This window comes from Rhizobium sp. FKL33, assembly GCF_005222915.1.
In the GTDB taxonomy this organism is placed as follows: Bacteria; Pseudomonadota; Alphaproteobacteria; order Rhizobiales; family Rhizobiaceae; genus Rhizobium_E.
Genome location: NZ_STFX01000031.1, coordinates 1 through 23,272, shown reverse-complemented (window position 1 = coordinate 23,272; position 23,272 = coordinate 1). Strand labels below are relative to the sequence as shown.

Genomic DNA, 23,272 nt, shown 5'->3' with positions numbered 1-23,272 from the left:
TTTGCGCTTTTCTGCGTCGCTGCGGGTCTGGTGATCGCAATACGCTATCAATTTCAGCTCTGGCAGTTCGACGAAAACGGTTTCTCCATTCTGTCCAAGAAGTTGCCCTACTGGGATTTCACCAATCTCTGGGCCGGCTCGCGACTGGCGCGTGAAGGCCATGTCAGCTGGCTTTTCGATGTCGAGGCCTATCGCGCCGGTCTTCGCGCCATGTTCAGTCCGCTTCTCCCGAACCAGGAATGGAGCTATCCGCCTTCCATTCTCTGGCTCGGCATGCCGCTCAGCTTCTTGCCGCTGCCGCTGGCCTACGCCATCTGGACTTTCGGAACCATTGCTGTCTTGGCTCTGGCGCTGACGCCGCTTCGCTTGCCTTGGCAAGCGCTCGCCGCCATCCTGACCTCGCCAGCCGTCGTCACCAGCGGCGTATTCGGACAGAACGGCAGTTTGACGGCGGCGCTGCTGCTCGGGGCTCTGCTGACCACGACGCGCGCTCCAATTCTCTCCGGCTTGTTGGCGGGTCTCCTGACCATCAAGCCGCATCTCGGCCTGCTTATCCCCGTCGTCTATCTCGCCACCGGCAATTGGCGCGCCTTTGCCTCGGCCGCAACAACCACGATGGCTCTCGTCGCTGCGACCGGTCTTGCCTTCGGCTTTGAGGTCTGGACGGGCTTCGCCACCGTGACCTCGCCGCTGATGGCGCGAATTCTGGAAGCCCCTTATCCGCAGTTCTATCACGCCAACGCCATGACTTTCTTCATCCTGGGGCGGTCGATCGGACTGGGCGTCGTCGCCTCATACGCCTATCAGGCGCTGTTTTCCGTGTTTGCCATCTGCGCCGTATTCTGGATATGGCGGAAGCCGGATGTCGATCTCCGGATCAAGGCGGTGCTGACCGCGCTTTTCGCGCTGACCGCCACGCCCTATGGCTATAGCTATGACGCGGTCCCCTTCAGCGTCGCGGTCGTCACGCTCTATCTCTCGGGCCGGCCGCCGAACCGCTATATCTTCTGCCTGTTGTGGTTCTTTCCCTATTTCGCCCATCTGCCGAATTACCAGGGCATCGGCGTCGGCGTGCTCGCGCCGGCAGGGCTGGCGCTCTACGGGTTGTTGGCGGTGAAGCGGGGCGACTTCGGCGGAGGAGCGCCGGCTACAGCCGCCGAAGCGAGACTTTCTCGACCAGGTGATTCTCGCCCTTCTGCAGGATGAGATCGGCGCGCGGCCGGGTCGGCAGAATGTTCTGCCGCAGATTCTTGAGATTGATATTGGCCCAGAGACCCTCGGCGATCTCGAGCGCCGCCTCTTCCGAGATCGTCGCATAACGATGGAAGAAGGATTCCGGATTGCGGAAGGCGGTCTCGCGCAGCCGCATGAAGCGGTTCACATACCAGCGATGGATCATGTCTTCCTGGGCGTCGATATAGATCGAGAAGTCGAAGAAATCAGACACCATCGGCACGATCCGCCCATCGGCGGGCAGGTCGCGCGATTGCAGCACATTGATGCCCTCAAAGATCAGGATGTCGGGCCGGTCGATATCCTGATGCTGGTCGGGAAGCACGTCATAGGTCAGATGCGAATAGAGCGGCGCCGGCACATGGCTCATGCCGGCCTTGATCGCCGAGAGGAATTTCAGGAGCGCCGGCATATCGTAGCTTTCCGGAAATCCCTTGCGCTCCATGAGGTTGTCCTTCTGGAGCCGCGCATTGGGATAGAGAAATCCGTCGGTGGTGACGAGATCGACCTTGGGGCTGGACGGCCAGCGCGACAACAGCTCTTTCAGGATGCGGGCGGTGGTGGATTTGCCCACCGCCACCGAGCCCGCGACGCCGATGATGAAGGGCGTCTTCTGATCGCCGGCCAGATTGAGGAAGCGCTTGCGCTGGGCAAACAGCATTTGCGAGGATTCGACATGCGCCGACAAAAGCCGCGACAGCGAGAGGTAAATCCGCCGGACTTCGTCGAGATCGATCGGGTCGTTGAGCGAGCGCAGCCGCGCCACTTCGTCCTCGGTCAGCGTCAGCGGCGTGGCGGCGCGGAAACGCGACCATTCCTCGGCTGTAAAGAAGCGATAGGGCGAGTAGGCGTCGTCAGCCATATGGTCGAGCGCGGCGAGCGCCTGCTTCTCCGCCGGGCTCATGCAGGCCGGCTCGCTTTTTCGGTGAGGCCGGATTGGCCGGTGCGGGCTTCCAGCACCGCCATCACCGCCGACAGCGGAATATCGGCGATCTTCAGCACCACCAGCAGGTGGTACAGCAGATCGGCGGCCTCGTCGGTGAGGTTCTCTCGGTCGCCTGAGATCGCTGCGATCACCGCCTCCACCGCCTCTTCGCCCAGCTTCTTGGCCGCCTTGCCCTGGCCGGCGACGAAGAGCTTCGCGGTCCAGGACTCCTCGGGCGAGGCGAGCGCGCGGCGCGCTACAATGGCTTCGAGATCCAACAGCGTGAAGTTGCTCATCCCACGTCTCCCGTCAGGCGCGATCGAGTCGCATCGGCACGCCGCGTTCGGCCATGTAGCGTTTGGCTTCGCCGACCGTATAGGTCCCGAAATGGAAGATCGAAGCGGCGAGCACGGCGGTGGCGTGACCGTCGCGCACCCCTTCAACCAGATGGTCGAGCGTGCCGACCCCGCCGGAGGCGATCACCGGCACATGCACGGAATCGGCGATGGCGCGGGTCAGCGCGATGTCGTAGCCGGTCTTGCGGCCGTCCTGGTCCATCGAGGTCACCAGCAATTCGCCGGCGCCGCGCTTGACCATGGCGGTGGCGAAGTCGAGCGCGTCGATGCCGGTCGGGTTGCGGCCGCCATGGGTGAAGATTTCCCAGCGATCCTCTTCGCCTTCGCCCGAGACTTTTTTGCAGTCGAGCGAGACGACGATGCACTGGTCGCCGAATTTGTCGGCCGCTTCCGCCACGAAGTCGGGCGTCTTCACCGCCGCCGAATTGATCGACACCTTGTCGGCGCCGCAGAGCAGCAGCTTGCGAATGTCGGCGAGCGCGCGGACGCCGCCGCCCACCGTCACCGGCATGAAACAGTGATCGGCCGTGCGCGCCACCACGTCGAAGATCGTGTCGCGATTGTCCGAGGAGGCGGTGATGTCGAGAAAGCAGAGCTCGTCGGCGCCTGCCGCATCATAGGCGATCGCCGCCTCGACCGGATCGCCGGCGTCGATGAGATCGACAAAGGACACGCCCTTGACGACACGGCCGTCCTTGACGTCGAGACAGGGAATGACACGGGCTTTCAGGGTCATAGGCCTTGCTCCTGCCCTAAACATCTAATGGCCGCTAGAGAAGGCCGGACAGCCCTTTTGTCAAGGGACCGGCTCTGGCCTGACATATGCAAAATCAAGTTTTCTTCCTTATCAGCCGCAGGATCACGACACCCGCGAGCGCGATCAGCCAAACCAGGCCGGCGATCGCGCCCAGAGGCGCCGTCATCATTGTCAGCCATCCCAGCACGAACATCGTATAGAGCGTTTCGCCCAACTCGACGCCGCCGATCAGGCAGGCATGTACAGAACCTTCATCCAGCGTGCAGCCAGCGGTCTGGGCTATCAAACCAGCAGAAAGAGCCAGCAGAAGTGGCCCGAGCGCAAACAGAACGATGGCCGCTCCGGACAGGAGAAAGATCACGACGATTTTCCGCGTGCTCCAGAAGCCGGCTTTGTCGGTCATCCGCCTCTCGCGCCCTTGAGAATCTCCAGCGCCGCCGCCGGATCGATCCGGCCGTCATAGAGCGCCCGGCCGGAGATCGCGCCTTCGAGAATGGCGGCGTCCGGTTGGGCCAACCGCCTGATGTCGTCGAGCGAGGCGAGGCCTCCCGAGGCGATGACCGGTATGGAGACGGCGCGGGCCAGTTCCAGCGTCGAAGCCCAGTTGATGCCGGCGAGAATGCCGTCGCGGTCGATGTCGGTGTAGATGATCGCCGCCACGCCCGCGCCTTCGAAGCGCTGGGCCAGTTCGATCACCCCGAGTTCGGAGGCCTCGGCCCAGCCTTCGACGGCGACCTTGCCGCCCTTGGCGTCGATGCCGACGGCGACCTTGCCGGGAAAGAGCCGGCAGGCTTCCTTCACCAGCGCCGGATCGCGCACCGCGATGGTGCCGAGGATAACGCGGGAGAGACCCTTGGCGAGCCAGGCTTCGATATGGGCGAGCGTGCGGATGCCGCCGCCGAGTTGCACCGGGTTATTCGTCGCCTTCAGGATCGCCTCGACGGCACCGCCATTGACGCTTTCGCCGGCGAAGGCGCCGTTGAGATCGACCACATGCAGCCATTCGAAACCCTGGTCTTCGAAGGCGCGGGCCTGGGCGGCCGGGTCGGGATTATAGACGGTGGCCTGCTCCATGTCGCCGAGCTTCAAGCGCACGCATTGACCGTCCTTGAGATCGATAGCCGGGAAAAGAATCATGTCAGGGTTTCCAGCTCAAAAAGTTTCCGATCAGGCGCAGGCCGAGCGTCTGGCTCTTTTCCGGATGGAACTGCGCGCCGGCCATGTTGTCGCGGGCGACGAAGGCGGTCGTCGGACCACCATAGTCGGTTGTCGACACGACGTCGTCGTCGCGCTCGGCCGCCAGATGATAGGAATGGACGAAATAGGCGTGCAGCCCGTCTTCGCCGGTCGGGATGCCGTCAAACAGCGCATGTTCGTGATGCAGCGTCAGCGTGTTCCAGCCGATCTGCGGGATCTTGAGGGCGGGATCGGAGGGCGTCATCAGCGTGACGTCGCCCTTGATCCAGCCGAGGCCTTCGGTCACGGTCTTTTCCAATCCGCGCGACGACATCAGTTGCATGCCGACGCAGATGCCGAGAAAGGGCTTGCCCTTGTGTTCCACGCTGTCGCGCAGGGCGTCGACCATGCCGGGCACGGCGTCGAGGCCGCGGCGGCAATCGGCGTAAGCGCCGACGCCCGGCAGCACGATGCGGTCGGCGGTGGCGACGCGGTCGGCCTTGTCGGTCAGCTCGATCTCGGCGTCGGCGCCTGTTTCACGTGAAGCGCGCTCAAAAGCTTTCACCGCCGAACGCAGATTTCCGGAACCGTAATCGATGATCGCGACGCGCATCAGCGTCCTCCATAGGGTTCGATAAGGCCGAGCGCCACGGTGGGTCCGGGCGCGCCGGCGCGCCCTTCGGGCAGCTTGGGCCGAGCCGTCGGCTGGGTCGGCGCCGTGTCAGCCAGCGCCTCGAAATACAGGGCTTCGGCCGTGTCGATATCGGGGGCGTTGATCACGTCCTCGATCCGCCAGCCCTTCTTTTCCAGATGCATGGCGCGGAGATGGCCGCCCTCGAAACCGGTCCACAGCGACAGGATCAAGCCGAAGGCCAAGGACAGACCGTCGAGCCCGAACTCTTCGGCCGCAAGGCTTGCGAAAAACAGCGCCACGACGGAAAGGGCCGTGATCAGCCAGAGCCGGCGATAGAGCATCCAGGGCAGGGGCAACAGAAAAGCGCCCCAGGAAAAGCCGTCGCGGATGAACAGCGTCTCCACCGCCGGGTCGCGGCAGGTTTTCGGCGTCAAGGCATAGAAACTGGCCATGGAACCTCAGAGAGCGCCTTTGGTGGAGGGAATGCGTCCCGCCTGGCGCGGATCGATTTCGAGCGCCGCGCGCAGAACGCGGGCGACGGATTTGAAGCAGGTTTCGGCGATATGATGGTTGTTGGCGCCGTAGATGTTCTGGATATGCAGGGTGATCCCCGCATTCATGGCCAGCGCCTGGAAGAATTCGCGCACCAGTTCGGTGTCGAAGGTTCCGATCTTCGGCGCGCTGAAGGCGACGTTCCAGACAAGGAAGGGACGCCCCGACACGTCGATGGCGGCCTTCGTCATCGTCTCGTCCATGGCGAGATCGAGCGAGGCGTAGCGGGTGATGCCGCGACGATCGCCCAGCGCCTTGGAAATGGCCAGCCCGATGGCGATGCCGGTATCCTCGACCGCATGATGGTCGTCCACATGCAGGTCGCCCTTGGTCTCGATTTCCATGTCGATCAGCGAATGGCGCGACAACTGGTCGAGCATATGGTCGAAAAAGCCGACGCCGGTGGAAATCGTGTTGGCGCCGGTTCCGTCGAGATTGACCGAAACGGAGACCGAGGTCTCGTTGGTCTTGCGCGACACGCTGCCGATGCGTTGGGATTCTTGCTGGGACATGGTTCTACTCACCGCCACCCGTTTGCCTTGCCGGCTCCATAACAGTCCATCGACCAAGAATCCAGCCGATAACGGCCTCGGGGCCCGCCGACCCGCCGGGATTGTATTTCGAAGCCTCTCGATTACATAAAGCCGGACGGACGGCGCAAGTTCGCGCCGCAGACAAGAAAAATAACCGACAAGAAAAACAAGAGACAGTTATGCGTGAAGACAATCCCTACCAGTCCATGCACGCCACCACCATCATCACCGTCCGCAAGGGCGGCCAGGTGGTCATGGCGGGCGACGGCCAGGTCTCGCTCGGCCAGACCGTGATGAAAAGCAACGCCCGCAAGGTGCGCCGCCTCGCCAAGGGCGATGTGATCGCGGGCTTCGCCGGCGCCACTGCCGACGCCTTCACCCTGCTCGAGCGGCTGGAAGCCAAGCTCGAACAATATCCAGGCCAGTTGATGCGCGCCTGCGTCGAACTCGCCAAGGATTGGCGCACCGACAAATATCTGCGTCGGCTGGAAGCGATGATGCTGGTCGCCGACAAATCGATCACGCTGGCCGTTACCGGCCAGGGCGACGTGCTGGAGCCGGAACATGGGACAATGGCCATTGGTTCGGGCGGCAATTACGCCTATGCGGCGGCGCGGGCGCTGATGGACAGCGAACATTCGGCCGAAGAGGTCGCCCGCCGCGCCATGACCATCGCCGGCGACATCTGCGTCTACACCAACCACAATATCGTGGTCGAAACCCTTGAAGCCGCCTGACAAGGTTTATCGCTTCAGGCCCATGGAGCGCGCCGACCTCGCATTGGTCGGCGGCTGGCTTCTGGCTCCGCATGTGAGCCAGTGGTGGGGCGAGGCGGCGACGGCGCTGGAGGAAATCGACGAAATTCTCGATCTCGGGCTGGTGAAGCCCTTTATCGGCGAGTTTCTGGGACGTCCGGCCGGTTACTTCCAGGCTTACGATCCGCATGAGGATTACGGCCACCCCTATGCCGACCAGCCGGCCGGAACTCTGGGGATCGATCAGTTTATCGGGGTCGCGGAACTCACCGGCCTCGGCCATGGCACGGCGATGACGCGGGCCTTCTGCCAGATGCTGTTCACCGAGGGCGCGCGCCGGATCATCGCCGATCCCGACGCCGAAAACGCCGCCGCGATCAAAATGTATGAAAAGGCCGGGTTTCAGCGGCTCGACCAGAGAGACACCGAATATGGCGTCGTGCTTCTGATGCATCTCGACGCCCAACAGGAAACGGAAAGACAATGACGACATTCACCCCCAGGGAAATCGTCTCCGAACTGGACCGCTACATCATCGGCCAGAAAGAGGCCAAGCGCGCGGTCGCCATCGCGTTGCGCAATCGCTGGCGCCGCCAGCAGCTGTCGGATGACCTGCGCGACGAGGTCATGCCCAAGAATATCCTGATGATCGGCCCGACCGGCGTCGGCAAGACGGAGATCTCCCGTCGCCTCGCCAAGCTCGCCGGCGCGCCTTTCATCAAGGTCGAAGCGACCAAATTCACCGAAGTCGGTTATGTCGGCCGCGACGTCGAACAAATCATCCGCGATCTCGTCGAAGTCGGCATCGGCCTGGTGCGCGAGAAAAAGCGCGCCGAGGTCAAGGCCAAGGCGCATCAGAACGCCGAGGAGCGGGTGCTTGACGCATTGGTGGGCGCGACCGCCTCGCCGGCGACGCGCGATTCCTTCCGCAAGAAGCTGCGCAACAACGAACTCGACGACAAGGAAATCGAGGTCGAGGTGGCCGACGCCTCCTCTTCCGGTCCGACGCTCGAAATGCCGGGCATGCCGGGCGCCAATGTCGGCGTGTTCAATCTTTCCGACATCCTCGGCAAGGCGATGGGCGGCCGCTCCAAGAAGGTCAAGACGACGGTCAAGGACTCCTATGATCTGCTGGTCGCCGACGAATCCGACAAACTGCTCGACAATGACCAGATCGCGCGGGAAGCGGTGAAGGCGGTGGAAAACGACGGCATCGTCTTCCTCGACGAAATCGACAAGATCGCCGCCCGTGACGGCGGGGTCGGCGCGGGCGTATCCCGCGAAGGCGTGCAGCGCGATCTCTTGCCGCTGGTCGAAGGCACGACGGTGGCGACCAAATATGGACCGGTCAAAACCGACCATGTGCTGTTCATCGCCTCGGGCGCCTTCCATGTGTCCAAGCCGTCTGATCTCCTGCCGGAGCTTCAGGGCCGTCTGCCGATTCGCGTCGAACTCAAGGCGCTGACCAAGGAAGACTTCCGCCGGATCCTGACGGAGACGGAAGCCAGCCTCATCCGCCAATATATCGCGCTGATGGGCACCGAAGAGGTGAAACTCAATTTCACCGAAGACGCGATCGACGCGCTGGCGGATGTGGCTGTGCGGCTCAACTCGACCGTCGAAAACATCGGCGCGCGCCGTCTGCAGACGGTGATGGAGCGGGTGCTCGACGAATTGTCCTTCGAAGCGCCCGACCAGCCGAATCGCGAGCTCACCGTGGATTCAGCCTATGTGCAGAAGCATGTTGGCGAACTCGCCCAAAACGCCGATCTGTCGCGCTATATTCTCTAAGGCCTGATAAGGGTTTGAGAGAAATCGGAGCCGGGCCTCGCGCTCGGCACTTGATTTTGACACGATTGCGGGCCATCCGCATGTGACATTTCAATCATACACCCTGCGGACCTTACCCTTGCGCCTGTTGCTGCTCTCCCTGACCACAGTCCTCGGCCTCTCCTTCGTCGTCCCGGCCCAGGCCGATGGCGTGACGCTGGTGCCCAAGGGCAACCGCAATGCCGAGCAGCCCGACATTCCCGGCGCCTCCAAGCGCCGCACCAAGGCCGGCCGCACCACATTCGACGACAAATATGAGAAAGTGCGCGATCTGCTCGCCAATGATCGCAAGCTGATGGACAAGATCAAGGCGACGGCGCGCGAGTATCGCATCGATCCGATCCATATGGTCGGCGCGATCGTCGGCGAGCACACGTATAATGTCGACGCCTATGATCGGCTGCAGTCTTACTACGTGAAGGCGGCGGCGTATGCCGGCAATTCCTTCCGCTTCGCCTATGACGGCGTCAAAGTGGACGAATTCGTCTCCCGCGCCGAGTTCTCCGTCTGCGCCAATGAGAAGGGGTCCTATGATCTCTGGACCTGCCGCGAGCGCGTCTGGGAAAAGAGCTTCCGCGGCAAAAGCGTCGATGGGATCGATTATCCGAACAACCGCTTTTCGGCGGTGTTTTTCCAGCCCTTCTATGCCGGCCAGACATTCGGCCTCGGCCAGATCAACCCTTTGACCGCGCTGGAACTCTCCGACATGGTGCATGAGACCTCGGGCTATCCCAAGCTCGATGAAAACGACGCCAACGCCGTCTATGAAGCGATCATGGATCCCGACAAATCGCTCGCCTATATGGCCGCTTCGATCCGCATGTCGATCGACGACTACAGGCGGATTGCAAAAATGGACATTTCAAAAAATCCAGGCGTGATCGCGACACTGTATAATGTGGGCAATTCCGACGAACGCGCCGCAAGGCTCGCCGCCAGGAACCGCTCGCGCGGCGAGGGCGTTGCGCCCATACTGCCGGAAGAAAATTATTACGGCTGGCTGGTCAACGACAAGCTGGCGGAACTCGAAAGCCTCCTCTGACGATAAAGCGATGGGGGCGAGGAGACGATCATGGACATCCGCCCCGAACCCTTCGAGCCGCCGGCTCCGATCCCGCGCACCGTGCCGCCCTCGCGGCTCGAGATCATCAAGGTGATGTTCCGCAATCCGCTGGAGCTCTGGGGCGCGCCGAGCTATTCGCTGCCTTACATCCAGGTGAAATTCTTCGGCCGGCTCACCACTATCGCCAATCATCCCGGCCTCATCCGCCATGTGTTGGTTGATAACGCCGCCAATTACGCCATGCAGCCGATCCGGCAGCTGGTGCTCAGGCCGATCCTGCGTGATGGCTTGCTGACCGCCGAAGGCGCGGTGTGGAAGCGCTCGCGCAAGGCCATGGCCCCGGTGTTCACGCCCCGCCATGCCCGCGGCTTCGCCGGCAAGATGCTGCGGATCTCCGAAACCTTGGCCGAACGCTACGATGAGGCGGCGCGGACGGGGGAACCGGTCAACATCGCCGTCGGCATGACCGAACTCACCTATGAAATCCTCGCCGACACGCTGTTTTCAGGCGAGATCGCCACGGGCACCGAGGGTTTCGCCGATCGTGTCGATTCGCTTCTGCACAATATGGGCCGGATCGACCCGCTTGATCTGCTCCAAGCCCCAGCCTGGATCCCCCGCCTGACCCGCATCCCGGGAAAACGCGCGCTATCAGCCTTCCGCAAGATCGTCTCCGACACGATGGACGCCCGCCGCGCCCGGATGAAGGCCGATCCGGACGGCGTGCCCGACGATTTCCTGACGCTCTTGTTGCGGCTCGAAGGCCCTGAGGGTCTGACGCGCGACGAGATCGAGGACAATATCCTCACCTTCATCGGCGCGGGCCACGAAACCACGGCCCGGGCGCTGGCCTGGACGCTCTATTGCGTGTCGGAAAGCCCGCATTTCCGCATCCGGATGGAAGAGGAGATCGATCGGGTGATGGCCGAAGGCCGCGATCCCGTCGATTGGCTGGAGGCGATGCCGCATGTGCGCGCCGCTTTCGAGGAAGCGCTGCGGCTCTATCCGCCGGCACCGTCGATCAACCGAGCGCCCATCGAAGACGACCAGTGGACGGATGAAAACGGCCGCACCATCACGCTGCCCAAGGGAACCTCGGTGCTGATCATGCCCTGGACGCTGCATCGCCATGTGCTCTACTGGGACAAGCCCCGGCATTTCATGCCCGAGCGCTTCCTGCCGGAAAACCGCGAGCGGATCGGCCGTTTTCAGTATCTGCCGTTCGGGGCGGGGCCGCGGGTCTGCATCGGCGCGACCTTTGCGCTGCAGGAGGCGGTGATTGCGCTCGCCGTGCTGATGAAGCGCTTCCGCTTCGATGTGTTAGCCGGCGAAAGGCCCTGGCCGGTTCAACGGTTGACCACCCAGCCGCTCAACGGGATTGCGATGCGGGTTTCGGCGCGTCCGGCTTGACCTCGGGCCGGTCGATCGCCTTGATGCGGGCGCAGGCGCTTTCGCCGACATTGTCGCAGGGACGATAGGTGATGATCTCGCTGCCTGCGCCGTCGTCCCACACCGCCTGCACCGTCACCGTCACCGCCTCGCCGGCCTTGAGCTTGAGATAGACATATCTGTTGTCCGGATCATCCGGCACGTTGAACGGTTGCTGCGGATCGCAGGGGCCGAGCGGAAAGCGCTGGTCGAGCGCGGTGGAATTGATCGAATAGCGGACCTCCGACAGCCGACAGCGCATCACCTGCAGCATAGTGAAATAGAGATACTGGCCGCCGGCGAAATTGCGGAACTGCACCCAGCCGCTCGGCTTGTTGGCCTCCAGCATCGCCTCATAGATGCTGCGCTCCGGTAGTTTCGGCGCAAACTCGTCCTCGCTCTGGTCCTGCGCGTAAGAGGATGCGGCGGCGGAGAGAAACGCCGCCAGGAGCGAAAGACGGAGAAGGGAAGGGCGCATGACCTTATCTCGCTTGATTTTGCTCAAATTCACCGCGGATCTGCCGCAGCCTGACCTTTCGTTGACGGATGAAATCCCATAATCGAAGGCTCGGCGCAACTCGGCTTCAGGCGACCTTCGCCTGCTTATGGGGATGTAACGGCGTGACCTCGCAATTTCTTCTCGGCATCGACACCGGCGGCACTTACACGGACGCCGTCATCTTCAGCCCCGCCGAGGGCGTGAAGGCCCGCGCCAAGGCGCTGACGACGCGGCACGATCTCGCCGAGGGCATTCGCGGCGCTGTCGATCGCGTGCTGGCCGAAACCGGCGTCGACGTTTCCGCCATCCGGCTCGCCTCGCTGTCGACCACGCTGGCCACCAATGCGCTGGTCGAGGGACAGGGCGGCCGCGTCGGCCTGATCATGATCGGCTTCGGTCCCGAAGACCTGGAGCGTGACGGCTTGAAGACCGCGCTGGGAACCGACCCGGTGATCTTCCTGCCCGGCGGCCACAATGTCCATGGCCATGAGACGCCGCTCGACATGGCCGCGCTCGAAGAGGCGATCGAGACGCTCGGCTCAAACGTGACCGCCTTCGCCGTGGCCGGCTATTTCGCCGTCCGGAATCCGGCGCATGAAATCCGGGTGCGCGATTTCCTGCGCGATCACACCCATCTGCCTGTCACCTGCAGCCATGACCTCTCCTCCAAGCTCGGAGGCCCCCGCCGGGCGCTGACGACGCTGCTGAATGCGCGTTTGGTGTCGATGATCGACCGGCTGATCGGCTCTTCTGAAGATTTTCTGAAAGCGCGCGGCGTCGAAGCCCCCTTGATGGTGGTGCGCGGCGACGGCGCGCTGATCTCGTCGGCGGAAGCGCGGTTGAGGCCGATCGAGACCATTCTGTCCGGTCCTGCCGCCAGTCTCGTCGGCGCCCGCTTTCTCACCGGGCTTGATGACGCCGTCGTCTCCGATATCGGCGGCACCACCACCGATGTCGCCATCCTCGACAAGGGCAAGCCGCGGCTGGACGGCGAGGGCGCCGTGGTCGGCGGTTATCGCACCATGGTGCAGGCGGTGGCGATGCGCACCTATGGCCTCGGCGGCGATTCGGAAGTGCATGTCTCCACCCGTGGCCTTGAGGGCGCTTTGACGCTCGGCCCCCGCCGCATCCTGCCGCTGAGTCTCGCGGCGCATCTGCATGGTCCTGAGATCAAGGAGATGCTGGACCGCCAGCTGAAGGCGACCCATGCCGGCCGCCATGACGGGCGTTTCGCGTTGCGCTCCGGCCTGCCGGACCGGTTTGCGAGCGGGCTGTCGGCTGCCGACGCTGGCCTTTATGAACGAATCACCGAAAAGCCGCAGGCGCTCAACGATCTCCTGGCCTCGTCCATGCAGCGCGCCTCGCTCGACCGGCTGGTCAGCCGCGGCCTCGTGCATATCTCCGGCGTCACTCCCTCCGACGCCATGCATGTGCTGGGCCGTCAGGGTCAGTGGGATGCGGAGGCCGCGCGGCTCGGTCTGGAACTCGGGGCCCGCGCCCGCACCGGCGCCGGCAAGCCCATCGCCGAGTCAGCCGAAGCCTTCGCCGAATTGATCGCCGACCGCATGACGCGGCAGTCTTCGGAGGTGATTCTCGCCGCAGCCCTCAGCGAGGATGGCGTCGAAGGCGTCGATCCCGCCCAGTCGTCAGCGGTCGACCGGGCGCTGAAGCGCAAGCCGGGCGTCGTCCGCTTCGCCGTCAGCCTTGACCGTCCGCTGATCGGTCTCGGCGCTTCGGCGCATGTCTATTATCCCGCCATTGCCGAGATGCTCTCGGCCGAATCGGTAATCCCTTCTGACGCCGGCGTCGCCAACGCCATCGGCGCGGTGGCCGGCGAAATCAGCCAGACGGTGCAGGTGACGGTAACCGCGCCTGAGGAGGGCGTGTTCATGGTGTCCGGCGGTGGTCAAACCGAGCGGCGCACCAATGAGGCCGCAACGCTCGATTACGCCCGCGACCGGGCCCGCGCCGCCGCCATCCAGGCCGCGATCGACAGCGGCGCGGAGGAACCCGTTGTGCGGATGATCGAGGAGATCGACCGGCCCGAGATCGAGGGCAGCCCCAAGCTGGTGGAAGCGCGATTCATCGCCACCGCGTCGGGTCGACCCAAAATCACCTGAGATTGTTTCCATAAAAGGAAATAATCCTGTCTCGCCCGATCCGATTGACGCTGGCGCGCGCTTACAGCACTGTTGCCGCGCCAGTTTTTGACGCGGGAGCATGCGCATGACCGACCGGATCGACATTCACGGCCTGAAGATGGCCGCCGACCTCCATGATTTCATCCGCAATGAGGCGGCGCCGGGCACCGGCGTGGATGTGGACGCGTTCTTCGCCGCCTTTGCCGCGATCGTTCATGATCTTGCGCCTGAAAATCGCACGCTGCTCGCCAAGCGCGACGCCATTCAGGCTGAGATCGACGCCTGGCACCGGGAGAACGGCGCGCCCAGCGATCTCGCCGCTTATGAAGCCTTTCTGCGCGAGATCGGCTATATCGTTGCCGAAGGCGAAGCCTTCCAGGTCGACACCAGCGATGTCGATGCCGAAATCGCCTCCATCGCCGGGCCGCAGCTCGTCGTGCCGGTGATGAACGCCCGTTACGCGCTGAACGCCGCCAATGCCCGCTGGGGTTCGCTTTATGATGCGCTTTACGGCACCGACGCCATTCCGGAAACCGACGGCGCGGAAAAGGGCAAAGGTTATAATCCGGTGCGCGGAACCCAGGTCATCGCCTGGGCCAAGGCCTTTCTCGATGACGCCGTGCCGCTCGCCGGCGGCAGCTGGAGCATGGCGACCTCGCTGAGCATTGCCGATGGCGGTCTGTTCGTCGAAAACGACATCGGCGTCACCGGGCTCAAGGATCCCTCGCAATTCGCGGGCTTCTCTCTGGGCAAGACAAGCGAGCCGGGCATCCTGCTGCGGCACAATGGCCTGTTGATCGAGATCGTCATCGACAGCCAGAGCCAGATCGGCGGCTCCGATCCGGCCCATATCGCCGATGTCAGGCTCGAATCGGCCATCACCACCATCATGGACTGCGAGGATTCGGTCGCCGCCGTCGATGCAGAGGACAAGATCACCGTCTATCGCAACTGGCTCGGCCTGATGAAGGGCGACCTGAGCGAAGAGGTCAGCAAGGGCGGCAAGACGTTCACCCGCCGACTCAATCCGGACATGGAGTTCACCGGCCCCGAAGGCGAGCCGGTGCGCGTGCGCGGCCGTTCGCTGATGCTGGTGCGCAATGTCGGCCACCTCATGACCAATCCGGCCATTCTCGACAAGAATGGCGATGAGGTTCCCGAGGGAATCATGGATGCGCTGGTCACTGCGCTGATTGCGCTGCACGATGTCGGTCCTGATGGCCGTCGCATGAACTCGCCAGCGGGCTCGATGTATGTGGTCAAGCCGAAGATGCATGGACCCGAGGAAGTCGCCTTCGCGGTGAAGATCTTCGATCGGGTCGAGCAGGCGCTCGGCATGCGGCCCAACACGATCAAGATGGGCATCATGGACGAGGAACGCCGCACGACGGTCAACCTCAAGGAATGCATCCGCGCCGCCCGATCGCGGGTCGTCTTCATCAACACCGGCTTCCTCGATCGCACCGGCGACGAGATCCACACCTCCATGGAAGCCGGTCCGATGATCCGCAAGGGCGACATGAAGCAGGCCGCCTGGATTGCCGCATACGAGAACTGGAATGTCGACACAGGCCTCGAATGCGGCCTGTCGGGTCGCGCCCAGATCGGCAAGGGCATGTGGGCCATGCCCGATCTGATGGCGGCGATGCTGGAGCAGAAGATCGCCCATCCCAAGGCCGGCGCCAACACCGCCTGGGTTCCCTCGCCGACGGCGGCGACGCTGCACGCCACCCATTATCACAAGGTCGATGTGGCCAGGGTGCAGTCGGATCTGAAATCCCGCCCCAAGGCGAACCTGTCGGATATTCTCTCCGTGCCGGTTGCGGTGCGCCCCAACTGGACGGCCGAGGAAATCCAGCGCGAAATCGACAACAATTGCCAGGGCATTCTCGGTTATGTCGTGCGCTGGGTCGATCAGGGCGTCGGCTGCTCGAAGGTGCCTGACATCAACAATGTGGGCCTGATGGAAGACCGCGCCACGCTGCGCATCTCCGCTCAGCATATGGCCAACTGGCTGCATCACGGGATCATCACCGAATCGCAGGTGACTGAAACGATGAAGCGCATGGCGGCGGTTGTCGACGGACAAAATGCCGGCGATCCCCTCTATCGGCCGATGGCCGCTGATTTCGACAGCTCGATCGCCTTCCAGGCGGCGCTTGATCTGGTGTTAAAGGGTCGCGCCCAGCCGAACGGCTATACCGAGCCGGTGCTGCATCGCCGTCGACTGGAACTGAAGACGAAAAGCGCGGCCTGAGCCGCGCGTCGCACGCATCATCACAGAAAAAGCCGCCTCGGTTTCCCGACGCGGCTTTTTCAATGCCTTCGATCCATCGTGGGCGATGGATCTTGATATCCTGCTATAGAACCACCACGCGGGTGCCCTTGCCGGGGCGGACGCGGTTATAGAGGTCGATCACGTCCTGGTTCATCAGGCGAATGCAGCCCGACGACGCGGCGGTGCCGATGGAGCTCCATTCCGGCGTGCCGTGCAGACGGAACATCGTGTCCCGGCCTTCATCGTTGAACAGATACATGGCGCGCGCGCCGAGCGGATTGGTGATGCCGGGCTCCATGCCCTTCTCGACATATTTGGCGACCTCAGGCTTGCGCTCGGCCATTTCAGCCGGCGGATGCCAGGTCGGCCATTCCTGCTTCCAGGCGACATAGGCTTCGCCCTTCCAGGCGAAACCCTGCTTGCCGACGCCGATGCCGTAGCGCATCGCCTTGCCATTGCCCAGAACGTAGTAGAGGAAGCGATTCTTGGTGTCGACGATCACGGTGCCGCGCTTGCGGTCGGTCTCGTAATTGACGACCTGGCGGTGGAATTTCTTGTCGACGCGATTGATCGGGATCGCCGGCAGGGCATAGCCCGAATCAGTGGTCTTGCCGTAGGAATCGGTGAAGATCTCCGCAGTCTCGACCTTGGCGGGCGCATTTCCGGCCGTCTTGGTTTCGGACGTGGTGGTGCAGGAAGCAAGGCCCATGGCGAGGAGCATGCCAAAAGCCGTAGTCGCAGTGCGAAAGCGCATCTTTGTCTCTTGTGTAGGTTCTCGGAGGGAGGATGGCGTCACGCCCACCATCTCTATGGGCGTGTTATTTTCGATAAATTCCGGCTTTGCAAGCGGCCCCAAACCCCTGTCCCCTATGGTGGCGGGCAAATAGGGAAAGAATGGTTTTTTTGCAACATTTAGCAGATTGCGAACGAGTTTTCGCCTGACGGGGACGAGGAAACGCCGATGTCGATCATATCCGTGCATGGAGATAATCCGCTTAGAGATGGGAGGCAGTCTCAGCGCGCGCTGTCGGTCCGACGCGGCATGCAACGCTTGCTCCTGGATATGAGACATTCGACCTTGCCCGAGCTTGGATTGGCGAGCGGCCGCCGCGCCGATCTCGTTTCGCTCACGCCCAAGGGCGAGATCTGGATCATCGAGATCAAGTCGTCGATCGAGGATTTCCGCGTCGACCGCAAATGGGGCGATTACCGCGCCTTCTGCGACCGGCTGTTTTTCGCGACGCTGCCGGATGTGCCGGCGGAGATCTTTCCGGAAGACTGCGGTCTGTTCGTCTCCGACGCCTATGGCGCGCATATGCTGCGCGAGGCGCCCGAACATCGCCTATCCCCGCCGCAGCGCAAGGCGATGACGCTGTCGATCGCCCGCATCGCGTCTCACAGGCTGATGCAGGCGGAATGGGCGGCCGAACGGCTGGGGCTCGCCGACCCGCAGGATATCGGGGATGATTTCGGCTGAAGCCTGAGGGCGCGCTTACTTTGGCGCGCGCTTGGCGAGGATGCGCTGCAGCGTGCGGCGATGCATGTTGAGCCGGCGCGCCGTTTCCGACACGTTGCGCTCGCACATTTCATAAACGCGCTGGATATGCTCCCAGCGGACGCGATCGGCCGACATCGGATTTTCCGGCAGTTCGACCTTCTCGCCCGCGCGGCGGGTCAGCGCGGCATAGACTTCGTCGGCGTCGGCGGGCTTGGCGAGATAATCGACTGCGCCGAGCTTCACCGCCGTCACCGCCGTGGCGATGTTGCCATAGCCGGTCAGCACGATCATGTTGCTGTCGTCGCGCTTGGCGCGGATCGCCTCGATCACGTCGAGCCCGGAGCCGTCGGCGAGGCGGAGGTCGACCACGGCGTATTTCGGCGGCCGGGCCTTGGCTTTGGCGATGCCTTCGGTGACGGTTTCGGCGGTTTCGACCTTGAAGCCGCGCGTTTCCATGGCGCGCGCCAGGCGCTTCAGAAACGGCGCATCGTCTTCCACGATCAGGAGCGAGGCGTCGGCGCCGATGACGTCCTGTGGAGCCGTTTTGGATGCTGCGTCCATTGTTCTTGCCTTTTTTCAATCTCGGTCGCGCATTGTTTCTACGAATATAGCGCGTTTTGGGATTTGCCAAATGGTCTCAGGCGTGGATTATGCTTTCTGATCCATGAATTCGCGCTTCCAGATCACGGTGATGCGGGCGCCGGGGGCATTTTCGAATGTCAATTCCGCGCCTGAGCGCTCGAGCAGCGTCTTGGCGATGAACAGACCGAGGCCCAGGCCGCCCGCCTTGGCGTGCGGGGAGCGCCGGGTGACATAGGGCTCGCCGATGCGCTGGAGAATATCGGGCGCGAAACCCTCGCCATTGTCCTCGATCGACAGCCGCACGAAATCCTTGTCGTGATAGACCCGCACCACCACTTCCGACCGCGCATAATCGACAGCGTTTTCGATGAGATTGCCGAGCCCGTAGACCACGCCTGCATTGCGCCGGCCCAGCGGCTCCTCGGCGCGCGGGCTTTCTTCGATGACCTTGATCTCGATGCCGAATTCGCGATGCGGCGCGATCACCTCCTCGATCAGCGAGGACAGCGGCATATTGCGCATATGCTCCTCGCTGCCGGAGGACAGCGTCGTCAGTCTCTGCATGATGTCGCGGCAGCGTTCGCTCTGCGAGATCAACAGTTGAACATCGTCATGGAAGCGATCGCCCGCGCCGATTTCGCGGCTCATTTCCTTGGCGACCAGCGCGATGGTGGCGAGCGGCGTGCCGAGTTCATGCGCCGCCGCCGCCGCCAGCCCGTCGAGTTCCGAAAGATGCATTTCCCGCTGCAGCACCAGTTCGGTGGCGGCGAGCGCTTCCGACAGCTGGCTCGCCTCCAGCGACACGCGATAGGAATAGAAGGCCGCAAAAGAGGTGGTCAGCACGATGGCGAACCACATGCCGGCGAGAAACAAGGGCTCGAACGGCACGGTGACGCCCTGATACCAGGGCAGCGGATAGGGTGTGAAGGCGAGCGCGGTGATGCAGAGAATGGCCACCGCCACCAGCGCGAGACTATAGCGCAAAGGCTGCGAGGCGCTTGAAATGATCACCGGCACCGAGATCAGCGGCGCAAAGGGATTGGAGAGACCGCCCGTCACATAAAGAAGGGCGGCGAGTTGCAGGAGGTCGAACGCCAGCAGCGACAGCGCCGGCTCCGGCGCTAGCCGCTGGGTCGAGGGATAGCGAAGCTGGAGGAAGGCGTTGACCATGGCCAGAAGCGCGATCAGCGCCGCGCAGATCTTGAGCGGCAACGAAAACTGCAGCACCAGCGACACGATCAGCACCGCCGTCGTCTGGCCGACCACCGATAGCCAGCGCAGCCGCACCAGCGTTTCCAGCCTCAGCCTGCGGCTGTCGTCCCCTTGGGAAAAAGCCTCGATCGCCATTCTCAATCCTTTCGCGCCTCATGTGCCTCGCGGCTTGGCCCGGGCGGTGGGAGCCGCCTCCGCCGGATCCTCCGGCCAGGGGTGTTTGGGATAGCGCCCGCGCATATCGGCGCGCACATCCTTCCACGACCCCTTCCAGAAACCCGGCAGGTCTCGCGTCGTCTGTATCGGCCGGTGCGCCGGCGAGGTCAATTCCAGCACAAGAGGAATACGTCCGTTGCCGATGGCCGGATGGCTCTTGAGACCGAACAGTTCCTGCACCCGGATGGTGAGCAGCGGCTCCTCACCCGAATAATCGATCGGATGGCGATTGCCGGCCGGCGAATCGAAATGGGTCGGCGCCGCCTTGTCGAGTTCGCGCCTGACCTCATGCGGCACAAGACTCATCAGCCCTTCATGAAGCGCGTCCGCCCCGATCGAATCGACGCCGCGCGGTTCGAGCACGAAAGGCATCAGCCAGGCCTCGAGCCCCGTGAGCAGCGCCGCGTCGCTCACATCCGGCCAGGGTTCGCCGAGCATGCGATAGAGAAAGCCGATGCGTTCGCGCAATTGTCGCGCCGCTTTCGAAAACGGCAGGGCGTCGAGCCCGAGCGCGCGTATCCCCTCGGCCAGCGCTCTCGCCGCCTCTTCTCCATTGGGACGCGGCAAGGGCTGTTCTTCGAGCACGATCGCGCCGAGCCGCGTCACGCGGCGGGCGCGCACCTGCCGCGAGCCCATATCAAAGACGCATTGGCTTTCCGTGACGATCGCGCCGGGCAGTTCCTCCTCGATCTCCGCACGGCTGACGCTGGCCGCCGACAGGATGCGCTGCGCCGCGGCGCGGCCGGTCAGATCGGCGACGACCAGCATGTCCGACCGCGCCAGGGCGTCGGTGTCGGCCAATTCGCCGCCGCGGCCATTGGCCATGACATAGCGGCCGCGCGCCCCGCGCTGGGCGGCGATCCGGTCTGGGAAGGCGTGCAGCAACAGCCGCCCGGCTGTCACAGGCTGATCCGACGCCGCTATTTTCGGAAGCGCCTCGGCGATGCGCCGCGCCAGACCCCGCGCCGCCTGCCCCCGCTCGGAACGATCCGAGCGGAACCGCGACAGCCGCTCGTCGAGATCGACCGCATTGCCGCCAAGCCCCTGTTCGGTGATCAGCACGGCGAGTTCGGCGGCCTGGCGGCCCAGGCCCTGGGACGCCGCGCTCGCCGTCATCGCCGCCAGTCGCGGCGGCAGCGCCAGCCGGCGCATCATCCGTCCGGTCTCTGTGAGATCGCCCTGCCGATCGAGTGCGCCGAGCCGCATCAGCAGCGTCTTGGCTTCGGTAAAGGCCGCTTCGGGCGGCGGATCGAGAAAGGCGAGCGTGGTGGGATCCTTGACGCCCCAGGCGGCGAGGTCGAGCGCCAGACCGGAGAGATCGCTGGCGAGAATCTCCGGCGGCGTGAAGGCCTCCAGCGCCGCATTCTGGCCGGCGAACCACAGCCGGATGGCGATGCCCGGCTCGGTGCGGCCGGCGCGGCCGGCGCGCTGATCGGCCGAGGCCCGGCTTACCCGCCTCGTTTCCAGCCGGGTAATCTGGGTCGCCGGCTCGAACACCGGCAGCCGCTGCAGGCCGGAATCGACCACGATACGCACGCCGTCGATGGTGATCGAGGTCTCGGCGATCGAGGTGGCGAGCACGATTTTGCGCTGGCCCGGAGGCGGAGGCTTGATGGCGAGATCCTGCTCGCTCTGACTGAGCGCGCCATAGAGCGGCGCGAGGATGGTCTCCGGGCCGAACCGCCCCTCGAGCCGTTCAGTGGTGCGGATGATTTCCCGCTGTCCGGGCAGAAAGGCGAGGATCGAGCCCGTTTCGGAACGATGCGCCTCCGTAATCACCCGCGCCATGACATCCTCGATCGGCAAGGACGAATCGCGGTCCTGATGGCGGATATCGATCGGAAAGCCGCGGCCCAGGCTTTCGATCATCGGCGCATCGTCCATCATCCGGGCGACCCGCTCGATATCCAGCGTCGCCGACATCACCAGGATGCGCAGATCCTCGCGCAGCGCGCCTTGCACGTCGAGCGCCAGCGCCAGGCCGAGATCGGCGTCGAGCGAGCGTTCATGGAACTCGTCGAAGATCACGCAGGCCGTGCCGGAGAGTTCGGGATCGTCGAGGATCATTCGGGCGAACACGCCTTCGGTCACCACTTCGATGCGGGTGCGCGCCGAAACCTTCTGGTCGAGGCGCATGCGATAGCCGACGAGACCGCCGACCTCCTCGCCGATCAGCGAAGCCATGCGCCGGGCCGCGGCCCGCGCCGCGAGCCGTCGCGGTTCGAGCAGGATGATCCGGCCGTCGCCACGCCAGGGCGCGTCGAGTAGATGGAGGGGAACCAGCGTGGTCTTGCCGGCGCCCGGCGGCGCCGAGACCACCGCGCGGCCCTGTTTGGCGAGGGCGGCGGCAATCTCGTCGAGCACGTCGGAGACCGGATAATGCGGCAGGCTGAACGGCATGGCTGAAATCACAATTCCTCGGCGGCCTTGCGCTGCACCTGTTCGAGCGCGAGAATCGCGCCGGCCAGATCCTCGATGCTCGCGCCCACCGATTTGAACAGCGTGATTTCGTCTGCGCTCGACCGTCCCGCTGTCCGGCCCGAGCAAAGCTCAGCCAGATCCGCCTTGAGCGCGTCCCGATCGATGACGCCGGCCTTGAGCGGCTGAAGAATGTCGCCGGCCTCCGACAGCGCGCCCTCATAGGTGTCGACGAACAGGCTGGCGCGGCTGACAGCGCGGTCGTCGCTTTCGCGCATGCTGGGTTTGAAGGCGCCGACGAGATCGAGATGCGCGCCCTGCTTCAGCCAGTCGCCGTGGATCAGCGGCTGTTCCGACAGGGTGGCGCAGGAGATGATGTCGGCCTGCCGGGCCGCCTCCTCGAGATCGGCGACAGTTTCGACGCTCACGCCAAAGCCTGCAGCGTACTGGGCGATCGCCTGAGCCTTGGCGTGATCGCGGCCCCAGATGAGCACGCGGCTCAAGGGACGGACAACCGCATGCGCCTCGATCAGGTTGAGCGACAGACGACCGGTTCCGACCATCAGCATGGTCGAGGCGTCAGGGCGCGACAGATAGGAGGAAGCGAGCGCCGAGGCCGCCGCCGTCCGCCGCGCCGTCAGTTCGCCGCCATCCATCACCGCCAGCAATTCACCGGTCAGACCGGAGGACAGAAGATAGGAGCCGAAGATGGCCGGCAGCCCGCGCCCGCCGTTGCCGGGAAACACCGACACCATCTTGACGCCGAAATAGCGTCCGGCAACCCAGGCCGGCATCAAAAGAAGCGTCGCGGCGGCTTCTCCGGGAACCTCCATCTCATGATGATGACGGGGAGGGGCGGTCCCTCCGCCGGAGAAGATTGCCCTGAGCGCCTCTATGAGTGCGGGAAAGGGAAGAGCGTTGCGCGTCTCTGCGCTGTCGAGAACCAGCATATGTTCCTCATCATTGGGGCGGGCTTGGGCCGCTTTCAGATCATGAACTCCCATAGCACCGGGCGAACCGGCTTTCACCGTTGAAAAGCGCAGGGAGGAGCAGAGACGGCGCCGCAAATTTAGACGGATACAGACGCCGTTTTGGGCAGTCACGCAACCGTCATGAAAATATCATAATAGTTTCAGGTATTTATCATTTTTCTCTGATTGCCTGGAATTTTGTTATTGACGGTATG

Annotated in this window: 23 protein-coding genes; 9 read left to right on the top strand and 14 right to left on the bottom strand. The window is 63.6% G+C overall.

All coding sequences use genetic code 11. The annotated features are described in order from the left end of the window. The first annotated feature begins 30 nt into the window (after positions 1–30). Positions 31–1,206 carry a glycosyltransferase family 87 protein gene (locus E8Q41_RS18220; RefSeq protein ID WP_170976528.1) on the top strand — a complete coding sequence of 392 codons (1,176 nt, stop codon included), beginning with the start codon at positions 31–33 and terminating at the stop codon, positions 1,204–1,206. On the opposite strand, the gene coaA is transcribed toward E8Q41_RS18220, so the two are convergent. From coaA to hisB, 8 genes are all read right to left on the bottom strand, one after another. Then, positions 1,148–2,137 (bottom strand): type I pantothenate kinase, encoded by a 990-nt coding sequence (gene coaA, locus E8Q41_RS18215; protein WP_137156980.1) that lies wholly within the window; start codon positions 2,135–2,137, stop codon positions 1,148–1,150. The two genes, E8Q41_RS18220 and coaA, sit on opposite strands and share 59 nt — an antisense overlap. Further along, positions 2,134–2,454: a phosphoribosyl-ATP diphosphatase gene (locus E8Q41_RS18210; RefSeq protein WP_137156979.1), complete on the bottom strand. Its 321-nt coding sequence runs from the start codon at positions 2,452–2,454 to the stop codon at positions 2,134–2,136. Before E8Q41_RS18210 ends, coaA begins: the two co-directional genes overlap by 4 nt. A gap of 13 nt (positions 2,455–2,467) precedes the next feature. Beyond that, the gene (hisF, locus tag E8Q41_RS18205) at positions 2,468–3,250 is read right to left on the bottom strand and encodes an imidazole glycerol phosphate synthase subunit HisF (protein WP_137156978.1); all 783 of its coding nucleotides are present in this window, start codon (positions 3,248–3,250) and stop codon (positions 2,468–2,470) included. A 94-nt stretch (positions 3,251–3,344) separates the two neighbouring features. After that, positions 3,345–3,674: a hypothetical protein gene (locus E8Q41_RS18200; RefSeq protein ID WP_137156977.1), complete on the bottom strand. Its 330-nt coding sequence runs from the start codon at positions 3,672–3,674 to the stop codon at positions 3,345–3,347. Beyond that, complete coding sequence (gene hisA / locus E8Q41_RS18195) at positions 3,671–4,408, bottom strand: 1-(5-phosphoribosyl)-5-[(5-phosphoribosylamino)methylideneamino]imidazole-4-carboxamide isomerase (protein WP_137156976.1); 738 nt, start codon at positions 4,406–4,408, stop codon at positions 3,671–3,673. Before hisA ends, E8Q41_RS18200 begins: the two co-directional genes overlap by 4 nt. Before the next feature lies 1 nt (position 4,409). After that, on the bottom strand, positions 4,410–5,060 hold the full coding sequence (hisH, locus tag E8Q41_RS18190; RefSeq protein WP_137156975.1) for an imidazole glycerol phosphate synthase subunit HisH: 651 nt from the start codon (positions 5,058–5,060) through the stop codon (positions 4,410–4,412). Continuing rightward, entirely contained in the window at positions 5,060–5,533 is a 474-nt protein-coding gene (locus E8Q41_RS18185; protein WP_137156974.1) for a DUF2628 domain-containing protein, read from the bottom strand. The genes hisH and E8Q41_RS18185 overlap by 1 nt, the downstream gene beginning before the upstream one ends. Before the next feature lie 6 nt (positions 5,534–5,539). Beyond that, complete coding sequence (gene hisB, locus E8Q41_RS18180; protein ID WP_137156973.1) at positions 5,540–6,145, bottom strand: imidazoleglycerol-phosphate dehydratase HisB; 606 nt, start codon at positions 6,143–6,145, stop codon at positions 5,540–5,542. Positions 6,146–6,345: 200 nt separating this feature from the next. Here hisB and hslV point away from each other — a divergent pair, with 200 nt between their 5' ends. From hslV to E8Q41_RS18155, 5 genes are all read left to right on the top strand, one after another. Beyond that, entirely contained in the window at positions 6,346–6,903 is a 558-nt protein-coding gene (gene hslV / locus E8Q41_RS18175; protein ID WP_137156972.1) for an ATP-dependent protease subunit HslV, read from the top strand. Next, complete coding sequence (locus E8Q41_RS18170; protein ID WP_246660240.1) at positions 6,890–7,408, top strand: GNAT family N-acetyltransferase; 519 nt, start codon at positions 6,890–6,892, stop codon at positions 7,406–7,408. The genes hslV and E8Q41_RS18170 overlap by 14 nt, the downstream gene beginning before the upstream one ends. Beyond that, entirely contained in the window at positions 7,405–8,712 is a 1,308-nt protein-coding gene (gene hslU, locus E8Q41_RS18165) for an ATP-dependent protease ATPase subunit HslU (RefSeq protein ID WP_137156971.1), read from the top strand. Before E8Q41_RS18170 ends, hslU begins: the two co-directional genes overlap by 4 nt. Positions 8,713–8,851: 139 nt before the next feature. Further along, positions 8,852–9,793, top strand: coding sequence for a DUF1402 family protein (locus E8Q41_RS18160; RefSeq protein ID WP_246660250.1), 942 nt, complete (start codon positions 8,852–8,854; stop codon positions 9,791–9,793). A gap of 30 nt (positions 9,794–9,823) precedes the next feature. Beyond that, positions 9,824–11,224, top strand: a complete 1,401-nt coding sequence (locus E8Q41_RS18155) for a cytochrome P450 (RefSeq protein WP_137156969.1) — start codon at positions 9,824–9,826, stop codon at positions 11,222–11,224. Here E8Q41_RS18155 and E8Q41_RS18150 read toward each other — a convergent pair. Then, entirely contained in the window at positions 11,184–11,720 is a 537-nt protein-coding gene (locus E8Q41_RS18150) for a hypothetical protein (RefSeq protein ID WP_137156968.1), read from the bottom strand. The genes E8Q41_RS18155 and E8Q41_RS18150 overlap by 41 nt on opposite strands. A 143-nt stretch (positions 11,721–11,863) precedes the next feature. Between E8Q41_RS18150 and E8Q41_RS18145 the strand changes: the two genes are divergently transcribed. Then, positions 11,864–13,861 carry a hydantoinase/oxoprolinase family protein gene (locus E8Q41_RS18145; protein ID WP_137156967.1) on the top strand — a complete coding sequence of 666 codons (1,998 nt, stop codon included), beginning with the start codon at positions 11,864–11,866 and terminating at the stop codon, positions 13,859–13,861. Between the two features lie 106 nt (positions 13,862–13,967). After that, entirely contained in the window at positions 13,968–16,139 is a 2,172-nt protein-coding gene (locus E8Q41_RS18140) for a malate synthase G (protein WP_137156966.1), read from the top strand. 103 nt (positions 16,140–16,242) lie between these two features. Here E8Q41_RS18140 and E8Q41_RS18135 read toward each other — a convergent pair whose 3' ends face one another. Next, a complete protein-coding gene (locus E8Q41_RS18135; RefSeq protein ID WP_137156965.1) occupies positions 16,243–16,914 on the bottom strand; it encodes a L,D-transpeptidase in 672 nt (223 codons plus the stop codon). A 207-nt stretch (positions 16,915–17,121) separates the two neighbouring features. Between E8Q41_RS18135 and E8Q41_RS18130 the strand changes: the two genes are divergently transcribed. Further along, positions 17,122–17,637, top strand: a complete 516-nt coding sequence (locus E8Q41_RS18130) for an MmcB family DNA repair protein (protein ID WP_137156964.1) — start codon at positions 17,122–17,124, stop codon at positions 17,635–17,637. A 15-nt stretch (positions 17,638–17,652) separates the two neighbouring features. Here E8Q41_RS18130 and E8Q41_RS18125 read toward each other — a convergent pair whose 3' ends face one another. The 4 genes from E8Q41_RS18125 to E8Q41_RS18110 form a co-directional block, all read right to left on the bottom strand. Further along, complete coding sequence (locus E8Q41_RS18125) at positions 17,653–18,219, bottom strand: ActR/PrrA/RegA family redox response regulator transcription factor (protein WP_137156963.1); 567 nt, start codon at positions 18,217–18,219, stop codon at positions 17,653–17,655. A gap of 87 nt (positions 18,220–18,306) precedes the next feature. After that, on the bottom strand, positions 18,307–19,587 hold the full coding sequence (locus E8Q41_RS18120) for an ActS/PrrB/RegB family redox-sensitive histidine kinase (RefSeq protein ID WP_137156962.1): 1,281 nt from the start codon (positions 19,585–19,587) through the stop codon (positions 18,307–18,309). An 18-nt stretch (positions 19,588–19,605) separates the two neighbouring features. Next, the gene (gene hrpB / locus E8Q41_RS18115; protein ID WP_170976548.1) at positions 19,606–22,083 is read right to left on the bottom strand and encodes an ATP-dependent helicase HrpB; all 2,478 of its coding nucleotides are present in this window, start codon (positions 22,081–22,083) and stop codon (positions 19,606–19,608) included. Then, positions 22,077–23,036: an ornithine cyclodeaminase family protein gene (locus tag E8Q41_RS18110; protein WP_137156960.1), complete on the bottom strand. Its 960-nt coding sequence runs from the start codon at positions 23,034–23,036 to the stop codon at positions 22,077–22,079. The genes hrpB and E8Q41_RS18110 overlap by 7 nt, the downstream gene beginning before the upstream one ends. Between the last annotated feature and the right edge of the window lie 236 nt (positions 23,037–23,272).

Excerpts from the sequence above, each read along its gene's own strand:
- coaA (WP_137156980.1), bottom strand. The coding sequence starts at position 2,137 with ATGAGCCCGGCGGAGAAGCAGGCGCTCGCCGCGCTCGACCATATGGCT.
- E8Q41_RS18210 (WP_137156979.1), bottom strand. The coding sequence starts at position 2,454 with ATGAGCAACTTCACGCTGTTGGATCTCGAAGCCATTGTAGCGCGCCGC.
- hisF (WP_137156978.1), bottom strand. The coding sequence starts at position 3,250 with ATGACCCTGAAAGCCCGTGTCATTCCCTGTCTCGACGTCAAGGACGGC.
- E8Q41_RS18200 (WP_137156977.1), bottom strand. The coding sequence starts at position 3,674 with ATGACCGACAAAGCCGGCTTCTGGAGCACGCGGAAAATCGTCGTGATC.
- hisA (WP_137156976.1), bottom strand. The coding sequence starts at position 4,408 with ATGATTCTTTTCCCGGCTATCGATCTCAAGGACGGTCAATGCGTGCGC.
- hisH (WP_137156975.1), bottom strand. The coding sequence starts at position 5,060 with ATGCGCGTCGCGATCATCGATTACGGTTCCGGAAATCTGCGTTCGGCG.
- E8Q41_RS18185 (WP_137156974.1), bottom strand. The coding sequence starts at position 5,533 with ATGGCCAGTTTCTATGCCTTGACGCCGAAAACCTGCCGCGACCCGGCG.
- hisB (WP_137156973.1), bottom strand. The coding sequence starts at position 6,145 with ATGTCCCAGCAAGAATCCCAACGCATCGGCAGCGTGTCGCGCAAGACC.
- hslV (WP_137156972.1), top strand. The coding sequence starts at position 6,346 with ATGCGTGAAGACAATCCCTACCAGTCCATGCACGCCACCACCATCATC.
- hslU (WP_137156971.1), top strand. The coding sequence starts at position 7,405 with ATGACGACATTCACCCCCAGGGAAATCGTCTCCGAACTGGACCGCTAC.
- E8Q41_RS18155 (WP_137156969.1), top strand. The coding sequence starts at position 9,824 with ATGGACATCCGCCCCGAACCCTTCGAGCCGCCGGCTCCGATCCCGCGC.
- E8Q41_RS18150 (WP_137156968.1), bottom strand. The coding sequence starts at position 11,720 with ATGCGCCCTTCCCTTCTCCGTCTTTCGCTCCTGGCGGCGTTTCTCTCC.
- E8Q41_RS18140 (WP_137156966.1), top strand. The coding sequence starts at position 13,968 with ATGACCGACCGGATCGACATTCACGGCCTGAAGATGGCCGCCGACCTC.
- E8Q41_RS18135 (WP_137156965.1), bottom strand. The coding sequence starts at position 16,914 with ATGCGCTTTCGCACTGCGACTACGGCTTTTGGCATGCTCCTCGCCATG.
- E8Q41_RS18130 (WP_137156964.1), top strand. The coding sequence starts at position 17,122 with ATGTCGATCATATCCGTGCATGGAGATAATCCGCTTAGAGATGGGAGG.
- E8Q41_RS18125 (WP_137156963.1), bottom strand. The coding sequence starts at position 18,219 with ATGGACGCAGCATCCAAAACGGCTCCACAGGACGTCATCGGCGCCGAC.
- E8Q41_RS18120 (WP_137156962.1), bottom strand. The coding sequence starts at position 19,587 with ATGGCGATCGAGGCTTTTTCCCAAGGGGACGACAGCCGCAGGCTGAGG.
- E8Q41_RS18110 (WP_137156960.1), bottom strand. The coding sequence starts at position 23,036 with ATGCTGGTTCTCGACAGCGCAGAGACGCGCAACGCTCTTCCCTTTCCC.